Annotated in this window: 22 protein-coding genes; 16 read left to right on the top strand and 6 right to left on the bottom strand. The window is 66.4% G+C overall.

Features of this window, described 5'->3' with window-relative positions; genetic code table 11:
* Positions 1-466: 466 nt before the first annotated feature.
* Positions 467-1,666: a tyrosine--tRNA ligase gene (tyrS, locus tag CK498_RS10490; protein WP_095620791.1), complete on the bottom strand. Its 1,200-nt coding sequence runs from the start codon at positions 1,664-1,666 to the stop codon at positions 467-469.
* Between the two features lie 135 nt (positions 1,667-1,801).
* Between tyrS and CK498_RS10485 the strand changes: the two genes are divergently transcribed.
* Positions 1,802-2,932 carry an anhydro-N-acetylmuramic acid kinase gene (locus tag CK498_RS10485; protein WP_095620790.1) on the top strand — a complete coding sequence of 377 codons (1,131 nt, stop codon included), beginning with the start codon at positions 1,802-1,804 and terminating at the stop codon, positions 2,930-2,932.
* A 75-nt stretch (positions 2,933-3,007) separates the two neighbouring features.
* On the opposite strand, the gene CK498_RS10480 is transcribed toward CK498_RS10485, so the two are convergent.
* The gene (locus CK498_RS10480; RefSeq protein WP_095620789.1) at positions 3,008-4,042 is read right to left on the bottom strand and encodes a type IV pilus twitching motility protein PilT; all 1,035 of its coding nucleotides are present in this window, start codon (positions 4,040-4,042) and stop codon (positions 3,008-3,010) included.
* Positions 4,043-4,077: 35 nt separating this feature from the next.
* Here CK498_RS10480 and CK498_RS10475 point away from each other — a divergent pair, with 35 nt between their 5' ends.
* From CK498_RS10475 to CK498_RS10455, 5 genes are read left to right on the top strand one after another with little or no spacing between them, the layout of a single operon-like run.
* Complete coding sequence (locus CK498_RS10475) at positions 4,078-4,785, top strand: YggS family pyridoxal phosphate-dependent enzyme (RefSeq protein WP_095620788.1); 708 nt, start codon at positions 4,078-4,080, stop codon at positions 4,783-4,785.
* Positions 4,786-4,833: 48 nt separating this feature from the next.
* On the top strand, positions 4,834-5,424 hold the full coding sequence (locus CK498_RS10470) for a YggT family protein (RefSeq protein ID WP_095620787.1): 591 nt from the start codon (positions 4,834-4,836) through the stop codon (positions 5,422-5,424).
* Positions 5,425-5,447: 23 nt separating this feature from the next.
* Entirely contained in the window at positions 5,448-6,602 is a 1,155-nt protein-coding gene (gene metX / locus CK498_RS10465) for a homoserine O-succinyltransferase MetX (RefSeq protein WP_095620786.1), read from the top strand.
* Positions 6,602-7,201: a methionine biosynthesis protein MetW gene (metW, locus tag CK498_RS10460; RefSeq protein ID WP_095620785.1), complete on the top strand. Its 600-nt coding sequence runs from the start codon at positions 6,602-6,604 to the stop codon at positions 7,199-7,201. The genes metX and metW overlap by 1 nt, the downstream gene beginning before the upstream one ends.
* A 16-nt stretch (positions 7,202-7,217) precedes the next feature.
* Positions 7,218-7,667, top strand: coding sequence for a DUF4426 domain-containing protein (locus CK498_RS10455; RefSeq protein WP_095620784.1), 450 nt, complete (start codon positions 7,218-7,220; stop codon positions 7,665-7,667).
* On the opposite strand, the gene sfsA is transcribed toward CK498_RS10455, so the two are convergent.
* Both sfsA and CK498_RS10445 read right to left on the bottom strand, forming a co-directional pair.
* The gene (gene sfsA, locus CK498_RS10450) at positions 7,664-8,413 is read right to left on the bottom strand and encodes a DNA/RNA nuclease SfsA (protein WP_095620783.1); all 750 of its coding nucleotides are present in this window, start codon (positions 8,411-8,413) and stop codon (positions 7,664-7,666) included. The genes CK498_RS10455 and sfsA overlap by 4 nt on opposite strands.
* Positions 8,413-9,579, bottom strand: coding sequence for an aminotransferase class I/II-fold pyridoxal phosphate-dependent enzyme (locus CK498_RS10445; protein WP_095620782.1), 1,167 nt, complete (start codon positions 9,577-9,579; stop codon positions 8,413-8,415). The genes sfsA and CK498_RS10445 overlap by 1 nt, the downstream gene beginning before the upstream one ends.
* A gap of 244 nt (positions 9,580-9,823) precedes the next feature.
* On the opposite strand from CK498_RS10445, the gene dksA reads away from it, so the two are divergent.
* The 10 genes from dksA to CK498_RS10400 all read left to right on the top strand — a co-directional run bounded on the left by dksA (position 9,824) and on the right by CK498_RS10400 (position 21,590).
* Positions 9,824-10,261, top strand: a complete 438-nt coding sequence (dksA, locus tag CK498_RS10440; RefSeq protein ID WP_076746118.1) for an RNA polymerase-binding protein DksA — start codon at positions 9,824-9,826, stop codon at positions 10,259-10,261.
* A 75-nt stretch (positions 10,262-10,336) separates the two neighbouring features.
* Positions 10,337-11,224 carry a tRNA glutamyl-Q(34) synthetase GluQRS gene (gene gluQRS, locus CK498_RS10435; RefSeq protein ID WP_095620781.1) on the top strand — a complete coding sequence of 296 codons (888 nt, stop codon included), beginning with the start codon at positions 10,337-10,339 and terminating at the stop codon, positions 11,222-11,224.
* Between the two features lie 35 nt (positions 11,225-11,259).
* On the top strand, positions 11,260-11,436 hold the full coding sequence (locus CK498_RS26165) for a hypothetical protein (RefSeq protein WP_163501664.1): 177 nt from the start codon (positions 11,260-11,262) through the stop codon (positions 11,434-11,436).
* Positions 11,426-14,383 carry an ATP-binding protein gene (locus CK498_RS10430; protein WP_095620780.1) on the top strand — a complete coding sequence of 986 codons (2,958 nt, stop codon included), beginning with the start codon at positions 11,426-11,428 and terminating at the stop codon, positions 14,381-14,383. The genes CK498_RS26165 and CK498_RS10430 overlap by 11 nt, the downstream gene beginning before the upstream one ends.
* On the top strand, positions 14,361-15,752 hold the full coding sequence (locus tag CK498_RS10425; RefSeq protein ID WP_095620779.1) for a sigma-54-dependent transcriptional regulator: 1,392 nt from the start codon (positions 14,361-14,363) through the stop codon (positions 15,750-15,752). Before CK498_RS10430 ends, CK498_RS10425 begins: the two co-directional genes overlap by 23 nt.
* A gap of 860 nt (positions 15,753-16,612) precedes the next feature.
* Positions 16,613-18,019: a polynucleotide adenylyltransferase PcnB gene (gene pcnB, locus CK498_RS10420; protein ID WP_095620778.1), complete on the top strand. Its 1,407-nt coding sequence runs from the start codon at positions 16,613-16,615 to the stop codon at positions 18,017-18,019.
* A complete protein-coding gene (gene folK / locus CK498_RS10415; RefSeq protein ID WP_095620777.1) occupies positions 18,012-18,509 on the top strand; it encodes a 2-amino-4-hydroxy-6-hydroxymethyldihydropteridine diphosphokinase in 498 nt (165 codons plus the stop codon). Before pcnB ends, folK begins: the two co-directional genes overlap by 8 nt.
* A gap of 120 nt (positions 18,510-18,629) precedes the next feature.
* A complete protein-coding gene (gene panB / locus CK498_RS10410) occupies positions 18,630-19,421 on the top strand; it encodes a 3-methyl-2-oxobutanoate hydroxymethyltransferase (RefSeq protein WP_095620776.1) in 792 nt (263 codons plus the stop codon).
* A complete protein-coding gene (panC, locus tag CK498_RS10405) occupies positions 19,421-20,269 on the top strand; it encodes a pantoate--beta-alanine ligase (RefSeq protein WP_095620775.1) in 849 nt (282 codons plus the stop codon). The genes panB and panC overlap by 1 nt, the downstream gene beginning before the upstream one ends.
* A gap of 142 nt (positions 20,270-20,411) precedes the next feature.
* Positions 20,412-21,590: an acetyl-CoA C-acetyltransferase gene (locus CK498_RS10400; RefSeq protein WP_095620774.1), complete on the top strand. Its 1,179-nt coding sequence runs from the start codon at positions 20,412-20,414 to the stop codon at positions 21,588-21,590.
* Between the two features lie 70 nt (positions 21,591-21,660).
* Here CK498_RS10400 and CK498_RS10395 read toward each other — a convergent pair whose 3' ends face one another.
* Positions 21,661-22,359, bottom strand: a complete 699-nt coding sequence (locus tag CK498_RS10395) for a haloacid dehalogenase type II (RefSeq protein ID WP_095620773.1) — start codon at positions 22,357-22,359, stop codon at positions 21,661-21,663.
* Positions 22,340-23,575 (bottom strand): MFS transporter, encoded by a 1,236-nt coding sequence (locus tag CK498_RS10390; RefSeq protein WP_095620772.1) that lies wholly within the window; start codon positions 23,573-23,575, stop codon positions 22,340-22,342. Before CK498_RS10390 ends, CK498_RS10395 begins: the two co-directional genes overlap by 20 nt.
* Positions 23,576-23,718 lie beyond the last annotated feature (143 nt).

The raw sequence follows: 23,718 nt of genomic DNA, 5'->3' as shown, positions 1-23,718 counted from the left end.
CTGTTGCCGTGGCTCGTGAAGAGCCGCCGGCGCCCGACGAGGAAGGCGTATTCTACAGAAGCAGCGTGGCGTGTCAAGCCGTGGCGGGGCGCGTCATATCGATAGAACCGATCTCGTCGCGTCCTGCCAGGCGTCTTGCGACGCGCTGCCGAGTGGTGCGCATTCTACCGTCTCCGGCGGGTCTGTCAATCGCTTTCTCTTTCGTATCGACAAGAAAAAACCCAACAAAACCAACTGCTTGCACCTCTCTTCACCGCCACCAACGTATGCCCGTCGGCAGCAGCGGATGCGTACTTTACGGCTTTACCTTGAGGCCCGCAAGCCCCCGGCGAAGAAAAACTTATCCACACCCCAAAAGCCGCGAGCGCCTGTGGATAGTTGCCCACGAACAGCAGCCCGCCAGACGGGCCATGCAGACGACAACGCCCGCGCGAGGCGGGCGTTTCAAGACGAACTCATGCCAGCGTCAGACGAGGGTCACCCGGGCATAGCGTTTCTTGCCGGCCTGAATGACGTAGGCCTTGCCGGTATCGAGCATATGCTCCTTGGCCACCACTTCGCCGTCGACCTTGACCCGGCCGTTGCCCAGCATGTCCTTGGCCTGGGCACTGTTGTTGGCGAGCCCCGAACGATTGAGCACCGCGGCGATCGGCGCCTGGGGGCTACCTTCGAAATCGACCTCGACCTCGGGCAGGTCCTCCGGCAGCTCGCCCTCGGCGAGCTGATTGCCCGCCGACTTGTGGGCATTGGCCGCCGCTTCTTCACCGTGATAGCGGGCGATCAGCTCCCGAGCCAGGATCATCTTGATATCGCGCGGGTTGGCGCCCTGCTCGGCATCGCGCTTGAGCGCCTCGATCTCCTCGTTGCTCTTCAGCGAGAGCAGCTCGAAGTAGCGCCACATCAGGCTGTCTGGCATGGAGACCAACTTGTTGAACATCGAGCCCGGTGCCTCGTCGACGCCAACATAGTTGCCCAGCGACTTGGACATCTTCTGCACGCCATCGAGGCCTTCGAGCAGCGGCATGGTGATCACCACCTGAGGCTCCATGCCGAAGTGCTTCTGTATCTCACGGCCCATCAGCAGGTTGAACTTCTGGTCGGTACCGCCGAGTTCGATATCTGCCTCGAGCGCCACCGAGTCGTAGCCTTGTACCAGCGGGTAGAGGAATTCGTGGATCGAAATCGGCTGCCCCGACTTGTAGCGCTTGTCGAAGTCGTCGCGCTCGAGCATGCGCGCCACGGTGCTCTGGGCCGCCAGCTCAATCATCTTGGCCGCCGACAGTTCACCGAACCACTCGGCATTGAAGCGCACCTCGGTCTTGTCGGGATCGAGGATCTTGAACACCTGCTGACGGTAGGTATCGGCGTTGGCCTTGACCTCGGCCTCGGTGAGCGGCTTGCGAGTGACATTCTTGCCCGTCGGGTCACCGATACGTCCGGTGAAGTCGCCAATCAGGAAGATGACCTCATGCCCGAGATCCTGGAACTGGCGCATTTTGGTCAGCAGCACGCTGTGGCCCAAGTGCAGGTCCGGCGCGGTCGGGTCGAACCCCGCCTTGATACGCAGTGTGCGGCCGGAGGCGAGCTTCTTCTTCAGCTCGTCTTCCAGCAGAATCTCGTGGCTGCCACGTTGCAACAGCGCCAGGGCGCTCGCGACATCGGTCATCGTCTCCTACTCCCGTCAAGGCGGTGAATCCGGCAAGCCAAGGTGGCTCGCAAAATGATGCGCAATGGTAGCATGTCTTATTGATCACCGGTGACGCCCCACCGCCCATACCGAGCCGCGCTCAGGGAGCCGTAAATGCCACGTTTTCTGGGATTGATGTCGGGCACTAGCCTCGATGCCATTGATGCAGCGCTGCTGCACGTTGACGCCAGCGGCCGGCTGAGCCTCGAGCAGACCCACGCCGAACCGCTGCCACCGCCGCTGCGCCAGCGGCTGCTCAGGCTGTGCCAGGCCGACTCGGTGAGCTTTGCCGAGCTGGCCTATCTGGAGAACGCCTTCTGCCATCACCAGGCCAGCGCTGTGTCACGCTTGCTCGATAGCGCTGGCCTCACGCCAGGCGATATCGAGGCCATCGGCAGCCACGGCCAGACCGTCGAGCACGCCCCCTACGGCCATGCCGGCGGCCCGGCCTATACGCTGCAGCTCGACAACCCGAGCCTGCTGGCCGAGCTTACCGGCTGCACGGTGGTCGCCGACTTCCGCCGCCGCGACCTGGCCGCTGGCGGCCAGGCCGCTCCGCTGGCCCCGGCTTTTCACGAGGCGGTGTTTCGCCACCCCAGCGAATGGCGGCTGGTGCTCAACCTAGGCGGCTTTGCCAACCTGACCCTGCTGCCACCGTTGGACAGCGAGCTCCAGGTGATCGGCTTCGATAGCGGGCCCGCCAACGCCCTGCTGGATGCCTGGCACCAGCGCCACCGCGGCGGGAGCTTCGATGCCGACGGCGCCTGGGCGGCTGCGGGAAGCGTAGATGAAGCGTTGCTCGAGCGTCTGCTGGGCGAGCCGTTCTTTCATCGCCCGCCGCCGCGCAGCACCGGACGCGAGGTGTTCCATCTCGCATGGCTCGAAAGCCATCTTACCGGCAAAGAGCGCCCGGTTGACGTGCAGGCGACCCTGGCCGAATTGACCGCCACCAGCGTGGTGCTGGGTATCGAGATGGCACGCGAGCTCAGCGCTGCACCGCCGGCTTCAGCGCTTATCCCCTGCGGCGGCGGCGCCCACAACCGAGACCTGCTCGGCCGCCTGGCCCGCCGCCTACCCGATACCGCCCTGATGCCCAGCAGCGACTGGGGCTGGCCGGCCGACTGGCTCGAGGCCGCGGCCTTCGCCTGGCTGGCCTGGCAGCGCCTCGCCGGGCGACCCGGCAACCTGCCCTCGGTGACCGGCGCCGCCGGGCCGCGGGTGCTAGGCGGCCTCTATTTTCCCTAGACGTCGTCTTCGTCGCGCAACGTCAGATAGCCGGCATCCTCCTTGAGTTGCTCGATGCCACCGTCGTGGGTCGAGTCAGGCACCCAGCGTGCCCTTGGCCTGGGCCTGGGCCTCTTCGCGGGTCACCAAGCCCTCGCCGATCAGCTTCGCCAGCGAAGCGTCGAGGGTCTGCATGCCCAGGTTGCCGCCAGTCTGGATCGCCGAGTAGACCTGCGCCACCTTGCCTTCGCGGATCAGGTTGCGCACCGCCGAGGTGGCCACCAGGATCTCGTGGGCGGCGATACGCCCCCCGCTCTGGCGCTTGAGCAACGTCTGCGACACCACGCCCTGCAGCGACTCGGAGAGCATCGAGCGCACCATGGACTTCTCGTCGCCCGGGAAGACGTCGATGATACGGTCGATGGTCTTGGCCGCCGAGGTGGTATGCAGGGTGCCGAACACCAGATGGCCGGTCTCGGCGGCGGTCAGCGCCAGGCGGGTGGTCTCCAGATCGCGCATCTCGCCGACCAGGATCACGTCCGGGTCCTCGCGCAGGGCGCTGCGCAGCGCCGGGGCAAAGCCGTGGGTATCGCGATGCACCTCGCGCTGGTTGATCAGGCAGCGCTTGCTGCGGTGGACGAATTCCACCGGATCCTCGATGGTCAGGATATGGTCGTAGCGGGTGTCGTTGATGAAGTCGATGAGTGCCGCAAGCGTGGTACTCTTGCCCGAGCCGGTGGGGCCGGTGACCAGCACCAGACCGCGCGGCAGCAGGGCCAGGCGACGAAACACATCGCCCAGGCCAAGATCCTCCATGGTCAGCACCTCGGAGGGAATGGTGCGGAATACCGCGCCGGCGCCGCGACCGTGATTGAAGGCGTTGACACGGAAGCGCGCCACCCCCGGCACCTCGAAGGAGAAGTCGGTCTCGAGGAACTCCTCGTAGTCGCGGCGCTGGCGATCTCCCATGATGTCGTAGATCAGCTTGCGCACCTCACGGTCGTCCATGGCCGCCACGTTGAGGCGGCGAATGTCGCCATCGATCCGGATCATCGGCGGCAGCCCAGCCGATAGATGCAGGTCGGAGGCGTTCTGCTTTGCCGAAAACGCCAGCAATTCGGTAATATCCATGGACTTTCCCCGCTCCCAGTAAGGTCGTTATCAGTATGACAGAGGTTGCGATTGACGAGACACTCGAGGCCGCACGCCAGCGCCTGGCGCGCGCCCTGGACGCAGCGGGACGCCCCCCCTATGCCGCCGAGCTGCTGGCGGTAAGCAAGACCAAGCCGGCGGACCTGATCCGCGCAGCCTACGCCTGCGGCCAGCGCGCCTTCGGCGAGAACTACCTTCAGGAAGCGCTGGACAAGCAGCAGGCACTGACCGACCTCGATGACATCGCGTGGCATTTCATCGGCCCACTGCAATCCAACAAGACCCGCCAGGTCGCCGAGCACTTTGCCTGGGTGCACAGCATCGAGCGGGAGAAGGTTGCCCGTCGGCTCAGTGAGCAGCGCCCCGCGGATCTTGCGCCACTCAACGTCTGCCTGCAGGTCAATATCAGCGCCGAGGCCAGCAAGGCCGGCGTCAGCCTCGACGCACTGCCGGCGCTGGCAGAGGCCGTCATGGCGCTGCCGCGCCTGCAGCTGCGCGGCCTGATGGCGATTCCTGCGCCAAGCGACGACCCGCAGCACCAGCGCGAGCCCTTCGCCCGGCTGCGCCACGCCCTCGAGGATCTCCAGGCGCGTTATCCCGAGGCGCCGCTGGACACCCTGTCGATGGGCATGAGCGACGACCTGGAAGCGGCCGTGGCCGAAGGCGCGACCCTGGTACGCCTGGGCACCGCGATCTTCGGCCAGCGCCCGCCACGAGACTGACCCGGCAACCGCCGCCAATAACCAACACCCAACTGCAAGGAGCCCCGCATGGGCAATCAACTGGGAAGCGCAGGACTGCTACTGGTCAATACCCTGGTCAATATCTACCTGTTCCTGATGATGCTGCGCTTTCTGCTGCAGGCATCCCGCGCCGACTACTACAACCCCATCAGCCAGTCGGTGGTCAAGATCACCCAGCCGGCGGTGCGCCCCTTCCAGGGGCTACTGAGCCCGGTGGGACCCTTCGACCTGGCCACCCTGGTGTCGGCCCTGCTGATCAAGGCGGTGAGCATCGTGGTGATCCTGCAGATCGCCGGGTTCGGCATGCCGCCCATCGCCGGCATTGCCATCGCCAGCGTTGCGGCACTGGCCAACGCCATCCTCAAGATCTACTTCTTCGCACTGATCGCCATGATCATCCTCAGCTGGGTGGCCCCCAATGCCAGCCACCCCGGGGCCCTGCTGATCATGCAGCTGGTCGAGCCGATCATGGCCCCGGTACGCAAGGTGATTCCGCCGCTGGGCATGATCGACCTGTCGCCGATCGTGGTGTTCATCGGCATCAGCCTGATCGATGGCATCGTGGTCGGCGCGCTGACCCGCGCCGCCGGCATACCCGGCGCCCTGGTCGGCCTGTGACAGCCAAGGAGTCGACACGTCCGATGTCCGAGTTCGCCCCCGATTCGGTCGACCTGGTGACACCGCAGACCGCGCGCTTCGACGATCCGCTCGAGCTGGCCTGCGGGCGCACGCTGCCCGGCTACGAGCTGGTCTACGAGACCTATGGCACCCTCAATGCCGCACGCAGCAACGCCGTGCTGATCTGCCATGCGCTGTCCGGCCATCATCATGCCGCCGGCTACCACAGCAACGACGAACGCAAGCCCGGTTGGTGGGATGCGCACATCGGCCCCGGCAAGTCGATCGACACCGAACGCTTCTTCGTCATCTCGCTCAACAACCTCGGCGGCTGCCACGGCAGCACCGGCCCGACCAGCGCCAACCCCGACACCGGCCGCCAGTGGGGCCCTGACTTCCCGATGATTACCGTCGAGGACTGGGTGCACAGCCAGGCGCGCCTGGCCGACCGGCTGGGCATCCAGCGCTTCGCCGCGGTGGTCGGCGGCAGCCTTGGCGGCATGCAGGTGCTGCAGTGGACGCTGGCCTACCCCGAGCGTATCGCCAACGCCGTGGTGATCGCCGCCACGCCCAAGCTGACGGCGCAGAACATCGCCTTCAACGAGGTCGCGCGCCAGGCGATTCGCTCCGACCCCGACTTCTTTGACGGCTGGTACGCCGAGCACGCCACGCTGCCCAAACGCGGCCTCAAGCTGGCACGCATGGTGGGGCATATCACCTACCTGTCGGAAGACGCCATGGGCAGCAAGTTCGGCCGCGACCTGCGCAGCGACGACCTCAACTTCGGCTTCGACGTGGAGTTTCAGGTCGAGTCCTACCTGCGCTACCAGGGCGACACCTTCTCGACCTCGTTCGACGCCAACACCTACCTGTTGATGACCAAGGTGCTCGACTACTTCGACCCCGCTGCCAGCCACGGCGGCGACCTGGCCCGCGCCCTGGCGCCGGCCAGTTGCCCGTTCCTGGTGGTCAGCTTCTCCACCGACTGGCGCTTCACGCCGTCGCGCTCGCGGGAGCTGGTCAACGCGCTGATTCGTGCCGGCAAGCGGGTCAGCTATGCCAATATCGACTCGCCTCACGGCCACGACGCCTTTCTGCTGCCCGAGCCGCGCTATCAGGCGGTCTTTGGCGGCTTCATGGCCCGCGTGGCACGCGATCTCGATCTGGAGGGCAAGTGATGCGCGCCGACCTTGCGCTGATTCACCGCTGGGTGCCCGAGGGCGCTCGTATTCTCGACCTGGGCTGTGGCGACGGCACCCTGCTCGATGCCCTGGCCCGCGACAAGAACGTCACCGGCTACGGCCTGGAGATCGATCCCGACGGCATCACCGCCTGCGTCGCCAAGGGCGTCAACGTCATCGAGCAGAACCTCGACGACGGCCTGGCCAACTTCGACGACGATGCCTGCGACCTGGTGGTCATGACCCAGGCGCTGCAGGCGCTGCGCCGCCCCGACCTGATGCTCGACGAGATGCTGCGCGTCGCCGGGGAGTGCATCATCACCTTCCCCAACTTCGCCTTCTGGCGCCACCGCGCCTACCTCGGCTTCAAGGGCTACATGCCGGTCTCCAAGACGCTGCCCCACGCCTGGTACGACACCCCCAACATCCACCTGTCGACCTTCAATGACTTTGAACGCCTGTGCCGCGACAAGGGTCTGATCATCACCGACCGCGCCGTGGGCAACGGTGGCGGCGAAGGTAACTGGACCACGCGTCTGTGGCCCAACCTGTTTGGCGAAACGGCGATCTTTCGGGTCAGTCGCCGTACCCCGTGATCGAAGGAGGATAAGCATGCGTAGCGCGATTCTCGCCGCTCTTGGCCTGGCCGCGTGGCTACTGAGCCCGCTGGTCGGCGCCCAGCAGTTCGAGCAAGTCGGCGACTACCAGATCCACTACAGCGCCGTTAATACCAGCTTCCTCAGCGACGAGATCGCCGAGGAGTACGGCATCCAGCGCAGTCGCGCCCATGCGCTACTCAACGTCAGCGTGGTGGAAGAGCAGGACGACGGCACCACCCGCCCGGTCAATGCCGGAGTCAGCGGCAGCGCCGGGCCACTCTCGGGCGGCCAGTCGGCGCTGGCGTTTCGCAACGTGCGCGGTGCCGGCGACACCCGCGCCCAGATCGCCACCTTTCGCATCCACGACGACGAACCGATGCGCTTCGACCTCGACGTGACCTACGATCGCAACCGCGAGCCAGCCCGGGTCAGCTTCATTCAGCGCTTCTATATCGAGCGCTAATCCGGCGCCACGAAGGTGCGCGCCAGCGTCACCGGCAGGCGCTGCGCCAGGCGAATCGCGCGGGGCACGCCCTCCTCGCGCTCGATCGCACAGCGGTAGGCCAGCACCTCGACGCCACACTCGGCGACCTCGCGTAGCGTCGCTGCATAGGCCGGGTCGAGGTGCGCCGCCGGCGCCACCGCGTCGATTCCCTCGTGGGCCACGCAGAACAGCAGCACCGCCCGCTGCCCCTCGGCGGCGAGTCGCGCCAGCGCCGTGAGGTGCTTGCGGCCGCGCTCGCTCACCGCATCGGGAAAATAGCCGTGGCCGTCGCTCTCCTTGAGGGTGACCTGCTTGACCTCGACGTAGGTCGCGCTACCGTCAGCCGCGTCGAGACGGAAATCGAGGCGGCTTTGCGCCACCGTCGCCTCGCGCCTGAGCGTCTCGAAACCGGTCAGCGGCGCAATGACGCCAGCGTGCAGCGCCTCCTCGACGATGGCGTTGGCGCGCCCGGTCTGTACCGAGGCGGTGGCCAGGCCACCATCCGCCTGGGGCAGCTCGATCAGCTCCCAGGTCCAGGCCAGCTTGCGCTTGGGGTTGGCGCTGGGCGACAGCCACACCCGGCAGCCAGGCACGTTGACCGCGCGCATCGAGCCGGTGTTGGGGCAGTGGGCGACCACCACCCGGCCGTCGTCGAGCTCAATATCGGCAAGAAAACGCTTGTAGCGCCGCAGCAGGGTACCGGGCACCAGGGCCGGATACTCCATCACGCCCCCTGGCGGGCCAGGAAGCGCTCGAGGCGCTGCAGCGCTTCCTCGAGCCTGGCCACGTCAGTGGTGAAGGCAATCCGCACATGGTGCTCACCGCCGCGCACGGCGAAATCGATGCCCGGGGTGATCGCCACGCCCTCCTCGGCCAGCAGCCGCCGGCAGAACGCCTGGCTGTCGTGGCTGTAGCGGGCGATATCGAGCCACACATAGAAGGCGCCCTGGGGCGCCAGTGACGGCGCCAGACCGAGCCGCGCCAGCCCCGCCAGCAGCGCATCGCGGCGCCGGCCGAGCTCACGGCGCTGGCTCTCGAGAATCTCCCGGCACTCGGGGGTGAAGGCCGCCAGCGCGGCGTATTGGGACGGTGTCGGGGCCGCCAGGAAGACATTCTGCGCCAGCCGCGTGAGCGGCTCCACCGCCGCCTCGGGCGCCACCAGCCAGCCCAACCGCCAGCCGGTCATGCCGAAGTACTTGGAAAAGCTGTTGACCACGAACGCCTCCGGCGCCAGCGCGGTGGCCGAAAGCGGTTCCAGGTCATAGCTGAGCCCCTGGTAGATCTCGTCGACCAGCAGCTCGCCGCCGCGTGCTGTGACCGCCTGGGCCACCGCCGTGAGCTGGGCGGCATCCAGCATGTGCCCGGTGGGGTTGGAGGGCGAGGCCAGCATCGCCAGCCGCGTCGCGTCTCGCCAGTGGCGCTCGACCAGCGCCGCGTCGAGCTGCCAGCCGCTATCGTCGCCCACCGACACGCAGTCCAGCTCGGCGCCGGCCATGCTCATGAAGTGGCGATTGCAGGGATAGTTGGGGTCGGCCATCAACACCCGGTCGCCGTGCTCCACCAGCAGCTGGCTGGCCAGCAGCAGCGCCCCGGAGGCGCCGGGAGTCACGATGATCCGCGACGGGTCGACCGCTGCGCCGAAATGCTCGCGATAGTGGCCGCTGATCGCCTCGCGCAACGCCGGCAGCCCCGCCGCCGGCGTATAGCGCGTGCGCCCCTCGGCCAGCGCCCGCTGACCGGCGACCACCACCGGTGCCGGGGTGGCAAAATCGGGCTCGCCGACCTCCAGATGAATCACATCGGCCCCCGCTGCCTCCAGGGCCTGAGCCTCCTCGAGCAGGCCCATCACGCGAAAAGGCTGAACGCCCGCCAGCCGGCCACTCCACCGCATTGCCATCCTCCTGTGTCACGCCTCGTCTCGGCACCTGGGGCCACTCGTGTGGTCAAACGCCTAGTGTAAGCGGACTCTCCCGCCTTGCGCAGCGTCAAGAGCAGCATCGATAAGCACCATGACGATACAGGCAGTGGTTGCAAAGGCGGCGTTTTTTCGCTAAACAAGCAAACCTTTGGCACAAGTGTCTCTCAGCTTGGGTCAGGGTATTGTTCAGCAGTCACACAAGTAACGAGGCAGCCCCATGCCAGTAGCAGCCAAGAAAACGGAAGCGCCCAAGAAATTCACCCCCTACGAGCCGGCGGCGGGTGAAGAGTACATGAACGAGAAGCAGCTCGAGCACTTCCGACAGATCCTGCTGGGCTGGAAGCAGGAGCTCATGGAAGAGGTCGATCGCACCGTGCGCCACCTGCAGGAAGAGGCCAACAACTACGCCGACCCGGCGGATCGCGCCACTCAGGAAGAGGGCTTCAGCCTCGAGCTGCGCACTCGCGACCGCGAGCGCAAGCTGCTCAAGAAGATCAACGAGACCATCGACAAGATCGACGAGGACGACTACGGCTTCTGTGAAGCCTGCGGCGTCGAGATCGGCATCCGCCGCCTCGAGGCGCGCCCCACCGCTACGCTATGCGTCGACTGCAAGACGCTAGCGGAACTCAAGGAAAAGCAGCTGGGCGGCTAACGTCATGCGACCGGCACATACCCATCACGGCAACGGGCACCCAAGCGGTGCCCGTTGCTCTGTTGGGGTAGCGCCATGAGCGTCTACCGTGGCCGCTTTGCGCCGACGCCCTCGGGCCCGCTGCACTTCGGCTCGCTGGTAGCGGCACTCGGCAGCTACCTGGATGCCCGCCACGCCGGCGGGGAGTGGCTGCTGCGCATCGAAGACATCGACCCACCCCGCTGCCCGCCAGGCACCGCCGACACCATCCTGCGCCAGTTGGAGGCGTTCGGCCTGCACTGGGACGGCCCCGTGCACTACCAGAGCCAGCGCCACGCCGCCTACCAGGCCGCCCTTGAGCGGCTGATCAGCGCGGGCCTCGCCTACCCGTGCAGCTGTTCGCGCAAGCAGTGGCGCGACTACCCCATTTACCCCGGCTGGTGCCGCCACGGCGTGCGCGAGCCCGACAAGCCCCTGGCCTGGCGGCTGCGCAGCGACCTCGGGCTGCGCCCGGTGGCGTGGCAGGACCGGCTGTTCGGCCCCCAGCATTTCGACCCCGCCGAGCTCGGCGACGTGGTGCTCAAGCGCAAGGACTCACTGTGGGCCTATCAGCTGGCGGTGGTGGTCGACGATGCCGAACAGGGCATCAGCGACGTGGTGCGCGGCCTCGACCTGCTCGACAATACCCCCTGGCAGCGCCAGCTGCAGGACGCCCTGGGCTACCCCGAACCGCGCTATCTGCACCTGCCACTGATCGTCGCCGCCAACGGCCAGAAGCTCTCCAAGCAGAACTTGGCGCCGGCGCTGCCCGACGACGACGGTGCCGCGCTGCGGCGCCTGCTGCACCGGGCACTGCTGGCCCTCGACCAGGCCCCGGACCCGGCCGCGGGCGAGGCGCCGGTGGCCGCGCAATTGACCCAGGCGGTGCGCGACTGGGATCCACGCAGGCTCGCCGCCGAACGCCACCGGCGCGACACGAGCTGATACCATCGGCGCATCGGTATCGTTCGAGGACGCCCATGTACGTCTACCGCATCATGCTATTCCTGGTGTTCGGCGGCTACCTGCTGTCGCCACTGCTGATGAGTGGCTGGGCCAGCCCCGACACCGCCTGGTATCGCCCGTTCCTGATCTGGGCCGGGCTGATCGCCCTGACCGTGTGGCTGGAGCAGAAGAGGAAGCTCGATGAGCGCTAGTCTCAGCGTCCCCGCCGTGCTGCTGCTCGGCAGCGGCTATCTGGCGCTGCTGTTTCTCTGCGCGCTGGCGGTGGAGCGTGGCTGGGTGCCATCGCGTATCGCCCGCCACCCGGCGGTGTATACCCTGGCGCTGGGGGTCTACGCCAGCGCCTGGGCGATCTACGGCAGCCTCGAGCTGGCCAGCGCAGCCGGCTATGGCTACCTCGCCTACTACCTCGGCGTGGCCGGCGCCTTCCTGCTCGCCCCGGTGCTGCTGCTACCGATTCAACGCATGACCCGCACCCATCAGCTGTCATCGCTGGCCGACCTGTTCGCCTTCCGCTTTCGCTCGCGCTGGGTCGGCAGCCTGATCACCCTGGTCAGCCTGCTGGCGGTGCTACCGCTACTGGCCCTGCAGGTACAGACCCTGGGCAGCGCCATTCACCTGATGACCGGCAGCGCCACACCGGCACTGCTGGCGCTGGGCTTCTGTGCGCTGATCGCACTGTTCGCGATCCTCTTCGGCGCTCGCCACACCCGACTCCACGCCCGTCACGACACCCTGCTGGCGACCATCGCCGTGGAGTCGCTGGTCAAGCTCGCCGCCATGCTGGCGCTGGGCGGCGTAGCGCTGTTCGGCATCTTCGACGGCCCCGCCGACCTGCAGGCCTGGCTCGACGGGCCGGGCCTGGCCCAGCAGGCCGCCATCCCGCCCCTCGACCCGGCCCACTGGCGAACCCTGCTGCTGCTGTTCTTTGCCGCGGCTTTCCTGATGCCGCACATGTTCCACATGACCTTCGCCGAGACACTGTCGCGGCGCGCCCTGCTCCAGGCCGGCTGGAGCCTGCCGCTCTACCTGCTGCTGATGGCGCTGCCGGTGCCGCTGATCCTGTGGGGTGCCCAGCGCGTCGGCGCCGACCCCGCGCTGCTCGGCAACGCCTATCTGGCATTCGGCCTGGCCGACGCCTGGTGGGTCGACGCGCTGGCCTTCATCGCCGGCCTGGCCGCGGCCAGCGGCACCATGATCATCATCGCGCTGGCGCTGTCGGGGATGATCCTCAACCATATCGTGCTGGTCGCCCACCCGCCGACCTACCAACCCGACCTCTATCGCTGGCTGCGCTGGCTGCGCCGCGCGCTGATCGCCGCAGTGATCTTCGGTGGCTGGCTGCTGTACCGCACCGTCGGCGTACACCACGACCTCACCGCGCTGGGCATTACTGCCTTCGTCGGCATGGCCCAGTGCCTGCCCGGCATGCTGGCAGTGCTCTACTGGCCGGGTGCCAATCGCAAGGGCATGGTCTCGGGGTTGCTGGTGGGGGTGTCGATCTGGTTGGCCGGGCTATGGCTGCCGCTGCTCACCGCCCAGCCAGGGCTGGTGATCATCCCGCCCGGGCTCGAAGCCCTGGAGGGCGAGCCGGCCTGGTACGTGGTGACGCTGCTGGCCCTGGCCGCCAACATCATCACCTTCATCCTGGTGTCGCTGCTCACCCGCACCTCCGAAGGTGAGCGCGCCGCCGCCGAGGCCTGCTCGGTGGATGCGGTGATCCGCCCCAAGCGCTTGCCGCTGAGTGCCGCCAACGGCGCCGAGTTTCAGCACCAGCTGGCCCAGGCGCTGGGCGAAGAGGTCGCAGAACGCGAAGTCAGCCGCGCCCTCGGCGCGCTGCGTATGAGTGCCGACGACGGCCGCCCCTACGCCCTGCGACGGCTGCGCGACCGCATCCAGGCCAACCTGTCGGGACTGATGGGCCCCTCGGTGGCCCAGGACATCGTCGATCGCTTCCTGCCCTACCAGCGCAACGGCCAGGCCGAGACCGACGACATCCACTTCGTCGAAAGCCGCCTCGAGGCCTACCGTTCGCGCCTCACCGGCCTGGCCCGCGAGCTCGACGGCCTGCGCCGCTACCACCGCCGCACCCTGACCCAGCTACCCATCGGCCTGTGCGCCTTCGGCGACGACGGAGAGCTGCTGATGTGGAACGACGCCCTCGCCGAACTCTCCGGCATCAGCGGCGCCAGCGTCATCGGCGCGCGCCGCGACAGCCTGCCGGCACCCTGGAGCGAGCTACTCGGACGCATCCTCGAGCAGCAACACAGCCATCTCTACAAGCAGCAGGTCAACTTGACCCAAGGCACCCGCTACCTGACCCTACACAAGGCGGTGCTGCAGCCCGGCGACGCCGAACGCGGCGGCAGCGTGATCCTGGTCGAGGACCACAGCGAGATGAAGTGGCTGGAGGACGAACTGGTTCACGCCGCGCGGCTGGCCTCGATCGGCCAGCTGTCGGCAGGTGTCGCCCACGAGATCGGCAATCCCATCACCGGCATCTCATCGCTGGCCCAGAACCTGCGCTACGACACCGATGACCCCGAGGTGCTGGAGACCGCGGTACAGATCCAGCAGCTAACCGACCGCGTCTCGCGCATCGTCTCCTCGCTGGTCGGCTTCGCCCACGGCGGACGTCACGTCCAGGGCACCGTGTTCCAGCCGGTGGTGCTGGCCGAAATCGGCGACGAAGCGCTGCACTTGATCCATCTCGCACGCTCGGGCGAGGATGTGGAGTATCGTAACCTGTGCCCGCCGGCGCTGACGGTCGACGGCGACGCCCAACGGCTGGTACAGGTGCTGGTCAACTTGCTCAGTAATGCTCGCGATGCCAGCCCCGCAGGAGGCGAAGTGACCATCGATGCCTACCGCGACGGCGACGGGGTCAGCCTGACGGTCAGCGACCAGGGGCCGGGCATCGCTGCCGAGATCCGCGACCACCTGTTCGAGCCCTTCACCACCACCAAGGCGCCCGGTGAAGGCACCGGCCTCGGCCTACCGCTGGTCTACAGCATCATCGCCGAGCATCACGGCCAGATTCATATCGACTCGCCGCCCCCCGGGCGCGACGCCGGCACCCGCATTCGCCTGTGGCTGCCCATCACCAGAGAGGACGGCAATGAGCCGGATTCTGATCGTTGAAGACGAGAGTATCATTCGCAGTGCCTTGAAGCGCCTGCTCGAACGTCACGACTACCAGGTCAGCGAGGCCGGCTCGGTGGACGACGCCCTGGCCCTCGATCCGCAGTGCTTCGACCTGGTGATCAGTGACCTGCGCCTGCCCGGCGAGCCGGGGACCGCGCTGATCGACGCCGCTGCCCCGGTGCCGGTGCTGATCATGACCAGCTACGCCAGCATGCGCTCGGCGGTAGACGCCCTCAAGCAGGGCGCCCTGGACTATATCGCCAAGCCCTTCGACCACGACGAGCTGCTCGAGACCGTGGCCAAGGCGCTCGAGTCGAGTGCCAGCCGTAGCGCCGCGCCAGTGGCCAGCGCCAGCCAAGCCACCACCCAGACCATGATCGGCAACTGCGCCGCCATGCAGGTGGTGTATACGCGTATCCGCAAGACTGCCCCGGCAGACGTCACGGTGCTGATTCAGGGCGAGTCGGGCACTGGCAAGGAGCTGGTGGCCCGGGCCATCCATCAGCAGAGCCGGCGCGCCCGCGCGCCGCTGATCTGCGTCAACTGTGCGGCGATCCCCGAGACGCTGATCGAGTCCGAGCTGTTCGGCCACGAGAAAGGCGCTTTCACCGGCGCCAGCGCGGCACGTACCGGCCTGGTCGAAGCCGCCGACGGCGGTACCTTGTTCCTCGATGAGATCGGCGAACTGCCGCTCGACGCCCAGGCGCGCCTGCTGCGGGTACTCCAGGAGGGCGAGATCCGCAAGATCGGCTCGGTGGAAACGCGCCATGTCGACGTGCGCCTGATCGCCGCCACGCACCGCGATCTGCGCGCGCTGTCGAAGACCGGCGAGTTCCGCCTCGACCTCTACTACCGCCTCAACGTGATGCAGATCGACCTGCCGCCGCTGCGCGAGCGTGACGACGATATCCTGGCCCTTGCCGATGTGCTGCTCGACGGCGCCTGCAAGCGCCACGAGCGGTGTGGGCTCAAGCTGTCGCGGGCAGCACGTCGTGAGATTCGCGACTATCCCTGGCCTGGCAACGTGCGCGAGCTGGAGAACGCCCTCGAGCGCGGCGTGATCCTCGCCGAGGGCCACCTGATACATCCCGACGATCTGGGTCTCAACCCAGCGAGCCCCGCCACGCGTCCGGCCCAGCCCGCCAGCCAGCCGCCGCACGCCAGCAGCACAGCCGTCGAAGGCACCAGCGAGGAAGACCTGTCGCTGGAAGACTACTTCCAGCACTTCGTGCTCGAGCACCAGGACCAGATGAGCGAGACCGAGCTCGCCCAGAAGCTCGGCATCAGTCGCAAATGCCTCTGGGAGCGCCGCCAGCGGCTCGGCATTCCGCGCAAAAAGAGCGCCCGCAGTCGCGCCGCCGGCTAGCCGCCCAGCACAACCCGACCATGGTCTAAGCGCCTTCGCCCTACTCAGCGAAGGCGCTTTTGTCTCGCTAGCAAGCGCCCGTGCACCAGTTGTTACCATCCCACACAGGAATTGCCCCAGCATGGCTCCCAGGAGGTAACACAGCGGCCACCCATATCGGCGCAAGCTTATGCGACAAAGCATAACTCATTGTAAATAAAGACAATTCAACATCGTGGCACGGTCGCTGCTATAACTTAGGGCAAGAAAAACAACATCCGGACGCTGTCTCCTGCCACGTAACAACAACAAGGTGGCCAACAGCGCGACTCGACGCTCAACAACAACAAGTCTGCGTCGAGATACGACACGCGAGCATTCGGTAGGCTCTACGAGCCCAACAACAACAACACACCGTCGCCGCGACTCGACCACAACAATGACAACAGGGTCGAGAGTCCGGAAGATGAACCAGGACGCGACGCACCGCGCAGCCGCAACAACAACAGCAAGCGGCTCACAGGTGCACCTTCGGCAACAACAACAACACGCCGAAGGAAGGTAGCTTGCTACCGTCGTGGTTGGATTATTGTTTTGAATACGAGACGGTCGCCACCAGGAAGATCGACAACAACAAGAAGCGTTGCTTGCCTGCTGATCCCTTGGCTGACTGTGGTGCGTATTCAAGGCGATGCGCCATCACGAAGAAAAAATATCAGCACGGACCGCTGAACGCATGCTTCGGGGGAGGCCTTACGGCCTCCCCTTTCTGCGTGGCCAACTACACGGCTTGCGCCAACTTCGGCTACACGCGATGGTTTCCAAGGTGTCGGCGGTCGGCTACACTGGAGTTTTCGCCCATAGCGAGTCGATATCGCTGCATGTTCAAAGGATTTACCCGCTTTCTCCAACGCCCCGGTGAACGTTTGAAGAGTCTTTTCGGAAGCCAGGACGGCCCCGCTGTCAGCCACGGGCTCCAGATCATTCCCCGCGACCAGCACCCGGTCTCCCGCCGCCAGTTCAGCGAAGCGGCGCTCAAGGTGTTGTATCGCCTGCATAATGCTGGCTTCGAAGCCTATCTGGTGGGCGGCTGCATCCGCGATTCGCTGCTCGGCCAGACACCCAAGGATTTCGACGTCGCCACCGACGCCACCCCCGAGCAGCTGCGCGACCTGTTTCGCAACTCGCGTATCATCGGACGGCGCTTTCGTATCGTCCACGTGCGTTTCGGGCGCGAGGTGATCGAGGTCACCACCTTCCGCGGGCGCCCCAACGACGACCACGGCACCCATCTATCGCAGCAATCCGAAGATGGCCTACTGCTGCGCGACAATGTCTGGGGCGACGTCGAGGAGGATGCGCTGCGCCGCGACTTCACCGTCAATGCGCTCTACTACAATATCGCTGATTTCTCGATTCATGACTGGGCTAACGGTATCCGCGACATCGAATCGCGCACCCTGCGCCTGATCGGCGATCCCGAAACCCGCTACCGCGAAGACCCGGTGCGCATGCTGCGCGCCATCCGCTTCGCCGCCAAGCTCGACTTCGCCATCGCCGAGAGCACCGAGGCACCGATTCGCGAGCTGGCCCCGCTACTGCTACAGATCCCGCCCGCCCGGTTGTTCGATGAAGTCCTCAAGCTAATGCTGGCCGGCCAGGCGCTGGCGACCTTCCGGCTGCTCCGCGAGTACGGCCTGTTCGCCATGCTGTTCCCCGAGGCCGACGAAAGCATCGCCGAACTGCCCTGGGCCGAGGCGCTGATCGAGCGTGCCCTGGCCAACACCGATGCACGCATTCAGGAGGGCCGTCCGGTCACCCCGGCGTTCCTGTTCGCCGCCCTGCTGTGGCCCGGCGTCACCCAGCGCATGGCGCGCCTGGCCGAGGACGGGATGCCGCCGATCCCGGCGCTGCAGGCGGCATCCCAGCAGGCGGTATCGCGTCAGTTACAGCATATCTCGATCCCCAAGCGCTTCAGCCTGCCGATGCGCGATATCTGGGACCTGCAGCAGCGGCTGCCCAAGCGCCGCGGCAAGCGCGCCTTCCAGACTCGCGAGCATCCTCGCTTCCGCGCCGCCTATGACTTCCTGCTGCTGCGCGAGGAGGCCGGCGAGCTCGAACCCGGCCTCGGCGCCTGGTGGACCGCCTTTCAGGACGCCGACGAGCACGAGCAGCGCCGCCTGCTGGGCAAGGTCGACGCCGACCCCGCCGGCACGCCCGGACCGCGCAAGCGCAAGCCACGCAAACGGCGGCGGCGCGCCTCGTCGCCCTCCGAGAACGATGGCTGATAACCAGATTGCCTATATCGGCCTGGGCAGCAACCTCGACGACCCTCTAGCGCAGGTACAGGGCGCCCTCGACGCCCTCGGCCGCCTACCGCTGACCCGACGAGTGGCAGCGTCGCCATGCTATGCCAGCCGCCCGGTGGGCCCTCAGGACCAACCCGACTTCATCAACGCCGTGGCCGCCGTCGAGACCTGCCTCTCGCCGCTGGCGCTGCTCGACCAGCTGCAGGCACTCGAGCAGCGCCACCGGCGCCGACGCCAGCGCCACTGGGGGCCGCGCACCCTCGATCTCGACCTGCTGCTCTACGCCGACGTCTGCCTGGCCACGCCGCGTCTCACGCTGCCGCACCCGCACATGGCCAGCCGTGGCTTCGTGCTGCTACCCTTGAGCGATATCGCCCCCGAGCTGTGCCTGCCGGACGGCCGCCGAGTGGCCACGCTGGCCGCCCGCCATGCCGGTGATGGCTTGCGCGCGCTGTTACCCCACAGGTAGAGTTGCCGCACTAACGTTACTGTTTCACCCCTGTTTGCGCGAACGCCCGGCTCGGCGGTAACAGGTGGCGTAACACCCGAGCCGAACCACGCCAGCACGATAATGACGAGATCGGATACCATGAAAACGATCACCTTGAGCACGCTGCAGGCCTACAAGCGTGCCGGCGAGACGTTCAGCTGCCTGACCGCCTACGATGCCTCCTTCGCCCACGCCGCCTCCGAGGCCGGCGTCGAAGTGCTGCTGGTGGGCGACTCGCTGGGTATGGTGCTCCAGGGGCATGCCAGCACTCTGCCGGTGACCCTCGACGACATCTGCTACCACACCCGCTGCGCGGCGCGCGGCAAGGGTGCCAGCCTGCTGATGGTCGACTTGCCGTTCATGAGCAACACCAGCCTCGAGCGGCTGCTGCAGGACGCTGGAGCGCTGATGCGCGCCGGTGCCGAGCTGGTCAAGCTCGAGGGTGAGGCATGGATGGCCGACGGCATTCGCGAACTGACCCGCCGCGGCGTGCCGGTGTGTGCCCACCTCGGCCTGACTCCGCAGACCGTCTACCAGCTCGGCGGTTACAAGGTTCAGGGCCGCGACAGCGAGCGCGCCGAGCAGATCGTCGACGACGCGCGCACCCTGGTCGCGGCCGGCGCTTCGGTGATCCTGCTCGAGTGCGTGCCGGCAAGCCTGGGTCGCGCGGTGCGCGAGGCGGTCGAGGTGCCGGTGATAGGCATCGGCGCCGGCGTCGATGTCGATGGCCAGATCCTGGTGATGCATGACGTACTTGGCGTCACCCACGGCCGCACGCCGCGCTTCGTCAAGAACTTCATGGCCGAGGCCAACGATATCCAGGGCGCCTTCCGCCGCTACCATGAGGACGTCAAGGCCCGCCGCTTTCCTGCCGATGAGCACAGTTTCTGATGCACACCCTGTCAGATATCGCCGCCCTGCGTGCGGCACTGGAAACGCCACGCCGCCAGGGCCGTCGCATCGCCCTGGTGCCGACCATGGGCAATCTCCACGCCGGCCACCTGGCACTGGTCGAGGCGGCGCGCCAGCGCGCCGAGCTGGTGGTGGCGACGATCTTCGTCAACCCCATGCAGTTCGGGCCCGGGGAAGACCTCGACGCCTACCCGCGCACCCTGGCCGACGACCAGGCCGGGCTGGCCGGTGCCGGCTGCGACCTGCTGTTCACCCCGGATACCACCACGCTCTATCCCCACGGCCTCGAGACCCACACCCGGATCCGCGTGCCCCAGGTCAGCGAAGGGCTGTGCGGTGGTTCGCGCCCGGGACACTTCGACGGCGTGGCCACCGTGGTCAGCATCCTGTTCAACCTGGTGCAGCCCGATGTAGCCTGCTTCGGCGAGAAGGACTACCAGCAACTGGCGGTGATTCGTCGCCTGGTCAGCGACCTGCACCTGCCGATCGAGATCGTCGGCGTTCCCATCGTGCGCGCCGACGACGGCCTGGCGCTCTCCTCGCGCAACGGCTATCTCAGCGCCGCGCAGCGCGCCCAGGCGCCGGGCCTCTACCGTACCCTGTGCGAACTGCGCGATGCACTGCTGGCCGGCGAGCCCCGTGCAGCGGCCATCGATAGCGCCCTGCTGCGCCTCGCCGACCGCGGTTTCACCCCGGACTACCTCGAAGTACGCGCCCCCGACCTGAGCCCGCTGGGGCCCGGTAGCCGCGAGGCGGTGATCCTCGCCGCTGCCCAGCTCGGCCCGGCCCGCCTGATCGACAACCTGACCCTGACGCTGCCACAGTAGTCGACAATCCTGCGGCCTCACAGCCACCTTGCACTGAATCAGGGCATGCCGAATTAACGGCATGCCCTTTTTGGTGATTGCCGCAGCGCACAAGCCTCCCCTATGCTGAGAGTGTAGCCCTCACAAGTCCAAGGAGTCTCACATGCAAGACGTGGTGATCGTCGCAGCACGCCGCACCGCCGTCGGCACCTTTGGTGGTGCGCTGGCAGGCATTCCCGCCAGCGACCTCGGTGCCCTGGTAATCAAGGACATCCTCGCCCAGACCGGTGTCGCCGGCGACCAGGTCGATGAAGTACTGCTGGGCCAGGTATTGACCGCCGGCACCGGCCAGAACCCGGCCCGCCAGGCCGCCATCAAGGCTGGCCTACCCGACGCGGTCCCCGCCATGACCATCAACAAGGTGTGCGGTTCCGGCCTCAAGACCCTGCATCTCGCCACCCAGGCGATCCGCTGCGGCGACGCCGAGCTGATCATCGCCGGCGGCCAGGAGAACATGTCGGCCTCACCGCACCTGTTGCCCAACTCGCGCAACGGCCAGCGCATGGGTGACTGGAAGGCCATCGACTCGATGGTCCACGACGGCCTGTGGGACGCCTTCAACGACTATCACATGGGGATCACCGCCGAGAACCTGGCCGCGAAGTACGCCATCACCCGCGAGCAGATGGACGAGTTCGCCGCCGCCTCCCAGCAGAAGGCTGCCGCCGCCATCGATGCCGGCAAGTTCAAGAGCCAGATCGTGCCGGTGGAGATTCCCCAGCGCAAGGGCGACCCGATCGTCTTCGACACAGACGAAGGGCCACGCGGCGGCACTACCGCCGAGAAACTCGGCGCCATGCGCCCCGCCTTCAAGAAGGACGGCACCATCACCGCCGGCAACGCCTCGTCGATCAACGACGGTGCGGCCGTGGTGATGTTGTGCTCCGCCGACAAGGCCAAGCAGCTCGGCCTCGAACCGCTGGCACGCATCAAGGCCTACAGCAATGCCGGCGTCGACCCCAGCATCATGGGCATCGGCCCGGCACCGGCCACTCGCCGCTGCCTGGAGAAGGCCGGCTGGTCGCTGGATGACCTCGACCTAGTCGAGGCCAACGAGGCCTTCGCCGCCCAGGCGCTATCGGTCAACAAGGAGCTCGGCTGGGATGCCGCCAAGGTCAACGTCAACGGCGGCGCCATCGCCATCGGCCACCCCATCGGCGCCTCCGGCTGTCGCATCCTGGTCACCCTGGTCCACGAGATGATCGCCCGCGATGCCAAGAAGGGCCTGGCCACGCTGTGTATCGGCGGCGGGCAAGGCGTGGCGCTGGCCATCGAGCGGTAAGGCCTGAGCTCGACAGGTATGCATGAACACCAAACGCCCGACTTGCCTGTGCAGAAGGGCGTTTGGTTGGTTAATCGCTCACCAGCCGACCACTCAGTGCCACGAGATCTTCGGCCACCATATCCCAGTCCTCGTCAGCCTGCAGATCCTTGTCCTGATGGGGGCCATATTCGCTCGGCCGCGGAATGAAAGCGGTCTTCATACCCAGCGCGCGTGCAGCGTGCAGGTCATAGTTGTGTGCAGCACACAGCATCACCTCCTCAGGCAGCAGGCGCAGCAAGCGGCAGGCACCTAGATAGACCTCCGGATCGGGCTTGTAGTGCTGGAACAGCTCGGCACAAAACACCATGTCCCATGGCAACTCGGCGTGGCGAGCGACATCCACCATCAGCGACAGGTTGCCGTTGGTCAGCGTGGCGATGATATAGCGCTGCTTGAGCCGTTGTAGGCCCGGCACTGCATCCGGCCAAGGCGTCAGGCGATGCCAGAAGAGATTGATACGCTCGATGGTGGCCGCATCGAACCTCAGTCCGTGCTGGCCGAGCAGTTCGACCAGACTCTCGCGATGCAGATCATCCAACCCCGTCCAGGGCAGCTCCCCCTTGCGCACCCGATCCATCGAGGGTCCATAGCGACCCCGCCATTGATCTACGATAGCCTCCCCGGGAATGTCGATATCCAGTTCCAGGGCAAGCTGATGAAACTGCTCGATCAGGCTGGAACGCCAGTCGACGACAGTACCGAACACATCAAACACGATCGCTCTCATCACTCCCTCCTCGTCGCTGACTGGTCAATACCAACCCCAACAGCGTCATGCCAATCAGCAGGCCCCAGCCAGGCAGAAAGCTTCCACTCATATCCAGCATCCAGCCCAGTAGCGGCGGCACGGAGACGATGGCGACCTGGTTAATGGCCATCGCCAGCCCCAGCACGAAGCCAGTCTTGTCCGGCGGCGCCGACTCCGCCACATAGGCCACCCAGGGCCCATACCAGCCGAAACCGAAGAACCCCAGCCAGGCCATCAAACAGCCCAGCATGAAGGGGGAACTCAGCGGAAGCCAGACCAGCACACCTAACCCGACAATCACTGCCGCCATACACACTATCACCGGGAAGTAACGCGAGCGGCAGCGGTCGCTCCAGGCCGCCAACGCGATGCGCCCCACCACGCCTGCGGCCTGGGCGACGAACAGCAGCGTCGCCGCCTGCAGCACGTCCATCTGCAAGCGGCTGTGCAGATAGAGCACCGTAAAGACCAATATGCCGTATTGGACCGAGATCAAGCTGATCCCCGACGCCATGATCTGTTTCATGGCTGGCTCACGTATCATTGCCAGCCGCGACGATACGACGTTTCTCATGCTTCCCTGCGTAGCTCGAGTGGCCGGCAACACGTCAGCAGGAGCCCGGTAAAAGAGCATGAAGATTAGTGCGCCCAGGATAGCCACCATGCCACCGACCAGAAAGGAGGCACGCCACCCCCAGGTGACCGCCACCAGCGGCAACGTCACCGCCGCCAAGGCCCCGCCCAGCGGCAAGCCCGCCTGGCGGATCCCCATGGCAAAGCCGCGTTGGGACCTGTCGAACCACGCAGCGACGGATTTGCTTCCACCGGGTTGAGCGGTGCTGTAACCGGCCCCGACGACGATCAAGATCAGCAGCATCGCCCAGTAGCTTTCGGCCAGCATGGCGACACTCAGCGCAATGCCCACCACCAAGGTGCCAAGCCCCACTACCAGGCGCTCACTGAACCGGTCCAGCAGCTCTCCCGCGATCAGCAGTCCCACCAAGGGCACCAGCTGCGCCGCCGAGACCAGTGCCCCGATCTGCAGTGCGGAGAGGGCCATGTCCGCCTGGATATAGACGGCGATTGCGCCGATTCCCTGGACGAAGAAGCAGGCCGCCGTCTGCGCCAGGGTGGCGATCGACAGGATGACCCAGCGATAGCTGGCACGCCTAACAGGCGGATTGCCGGTACTCATGCTCTTGCCCCACGGTGTGCCGAAGGAGACGTCCCCTGACAGCGCTCAGCATGGCGTCGAATGCAGATGCTCAGGATTGACCAGGCTGCTCGATCATCTGACATTAGCGATGCGTCATCCCATAATATACCGCATGGGTTTCG

Source organism: Halomonas salipaludis (assembly GCF_002286975.1).
In the GTDB taxonomy this organism is placed as follows: Bacteria; Pseudomonadota; Gammaproteobacteria; order Pseudomonadales; family Halomonadaceae; genus Franzmannia; species Franzmannia salipaludis.
Note: the sequence above shows the minus strand (reverse complement) of the source record. Positions and strands in the feature narration are given on the sequence as shown.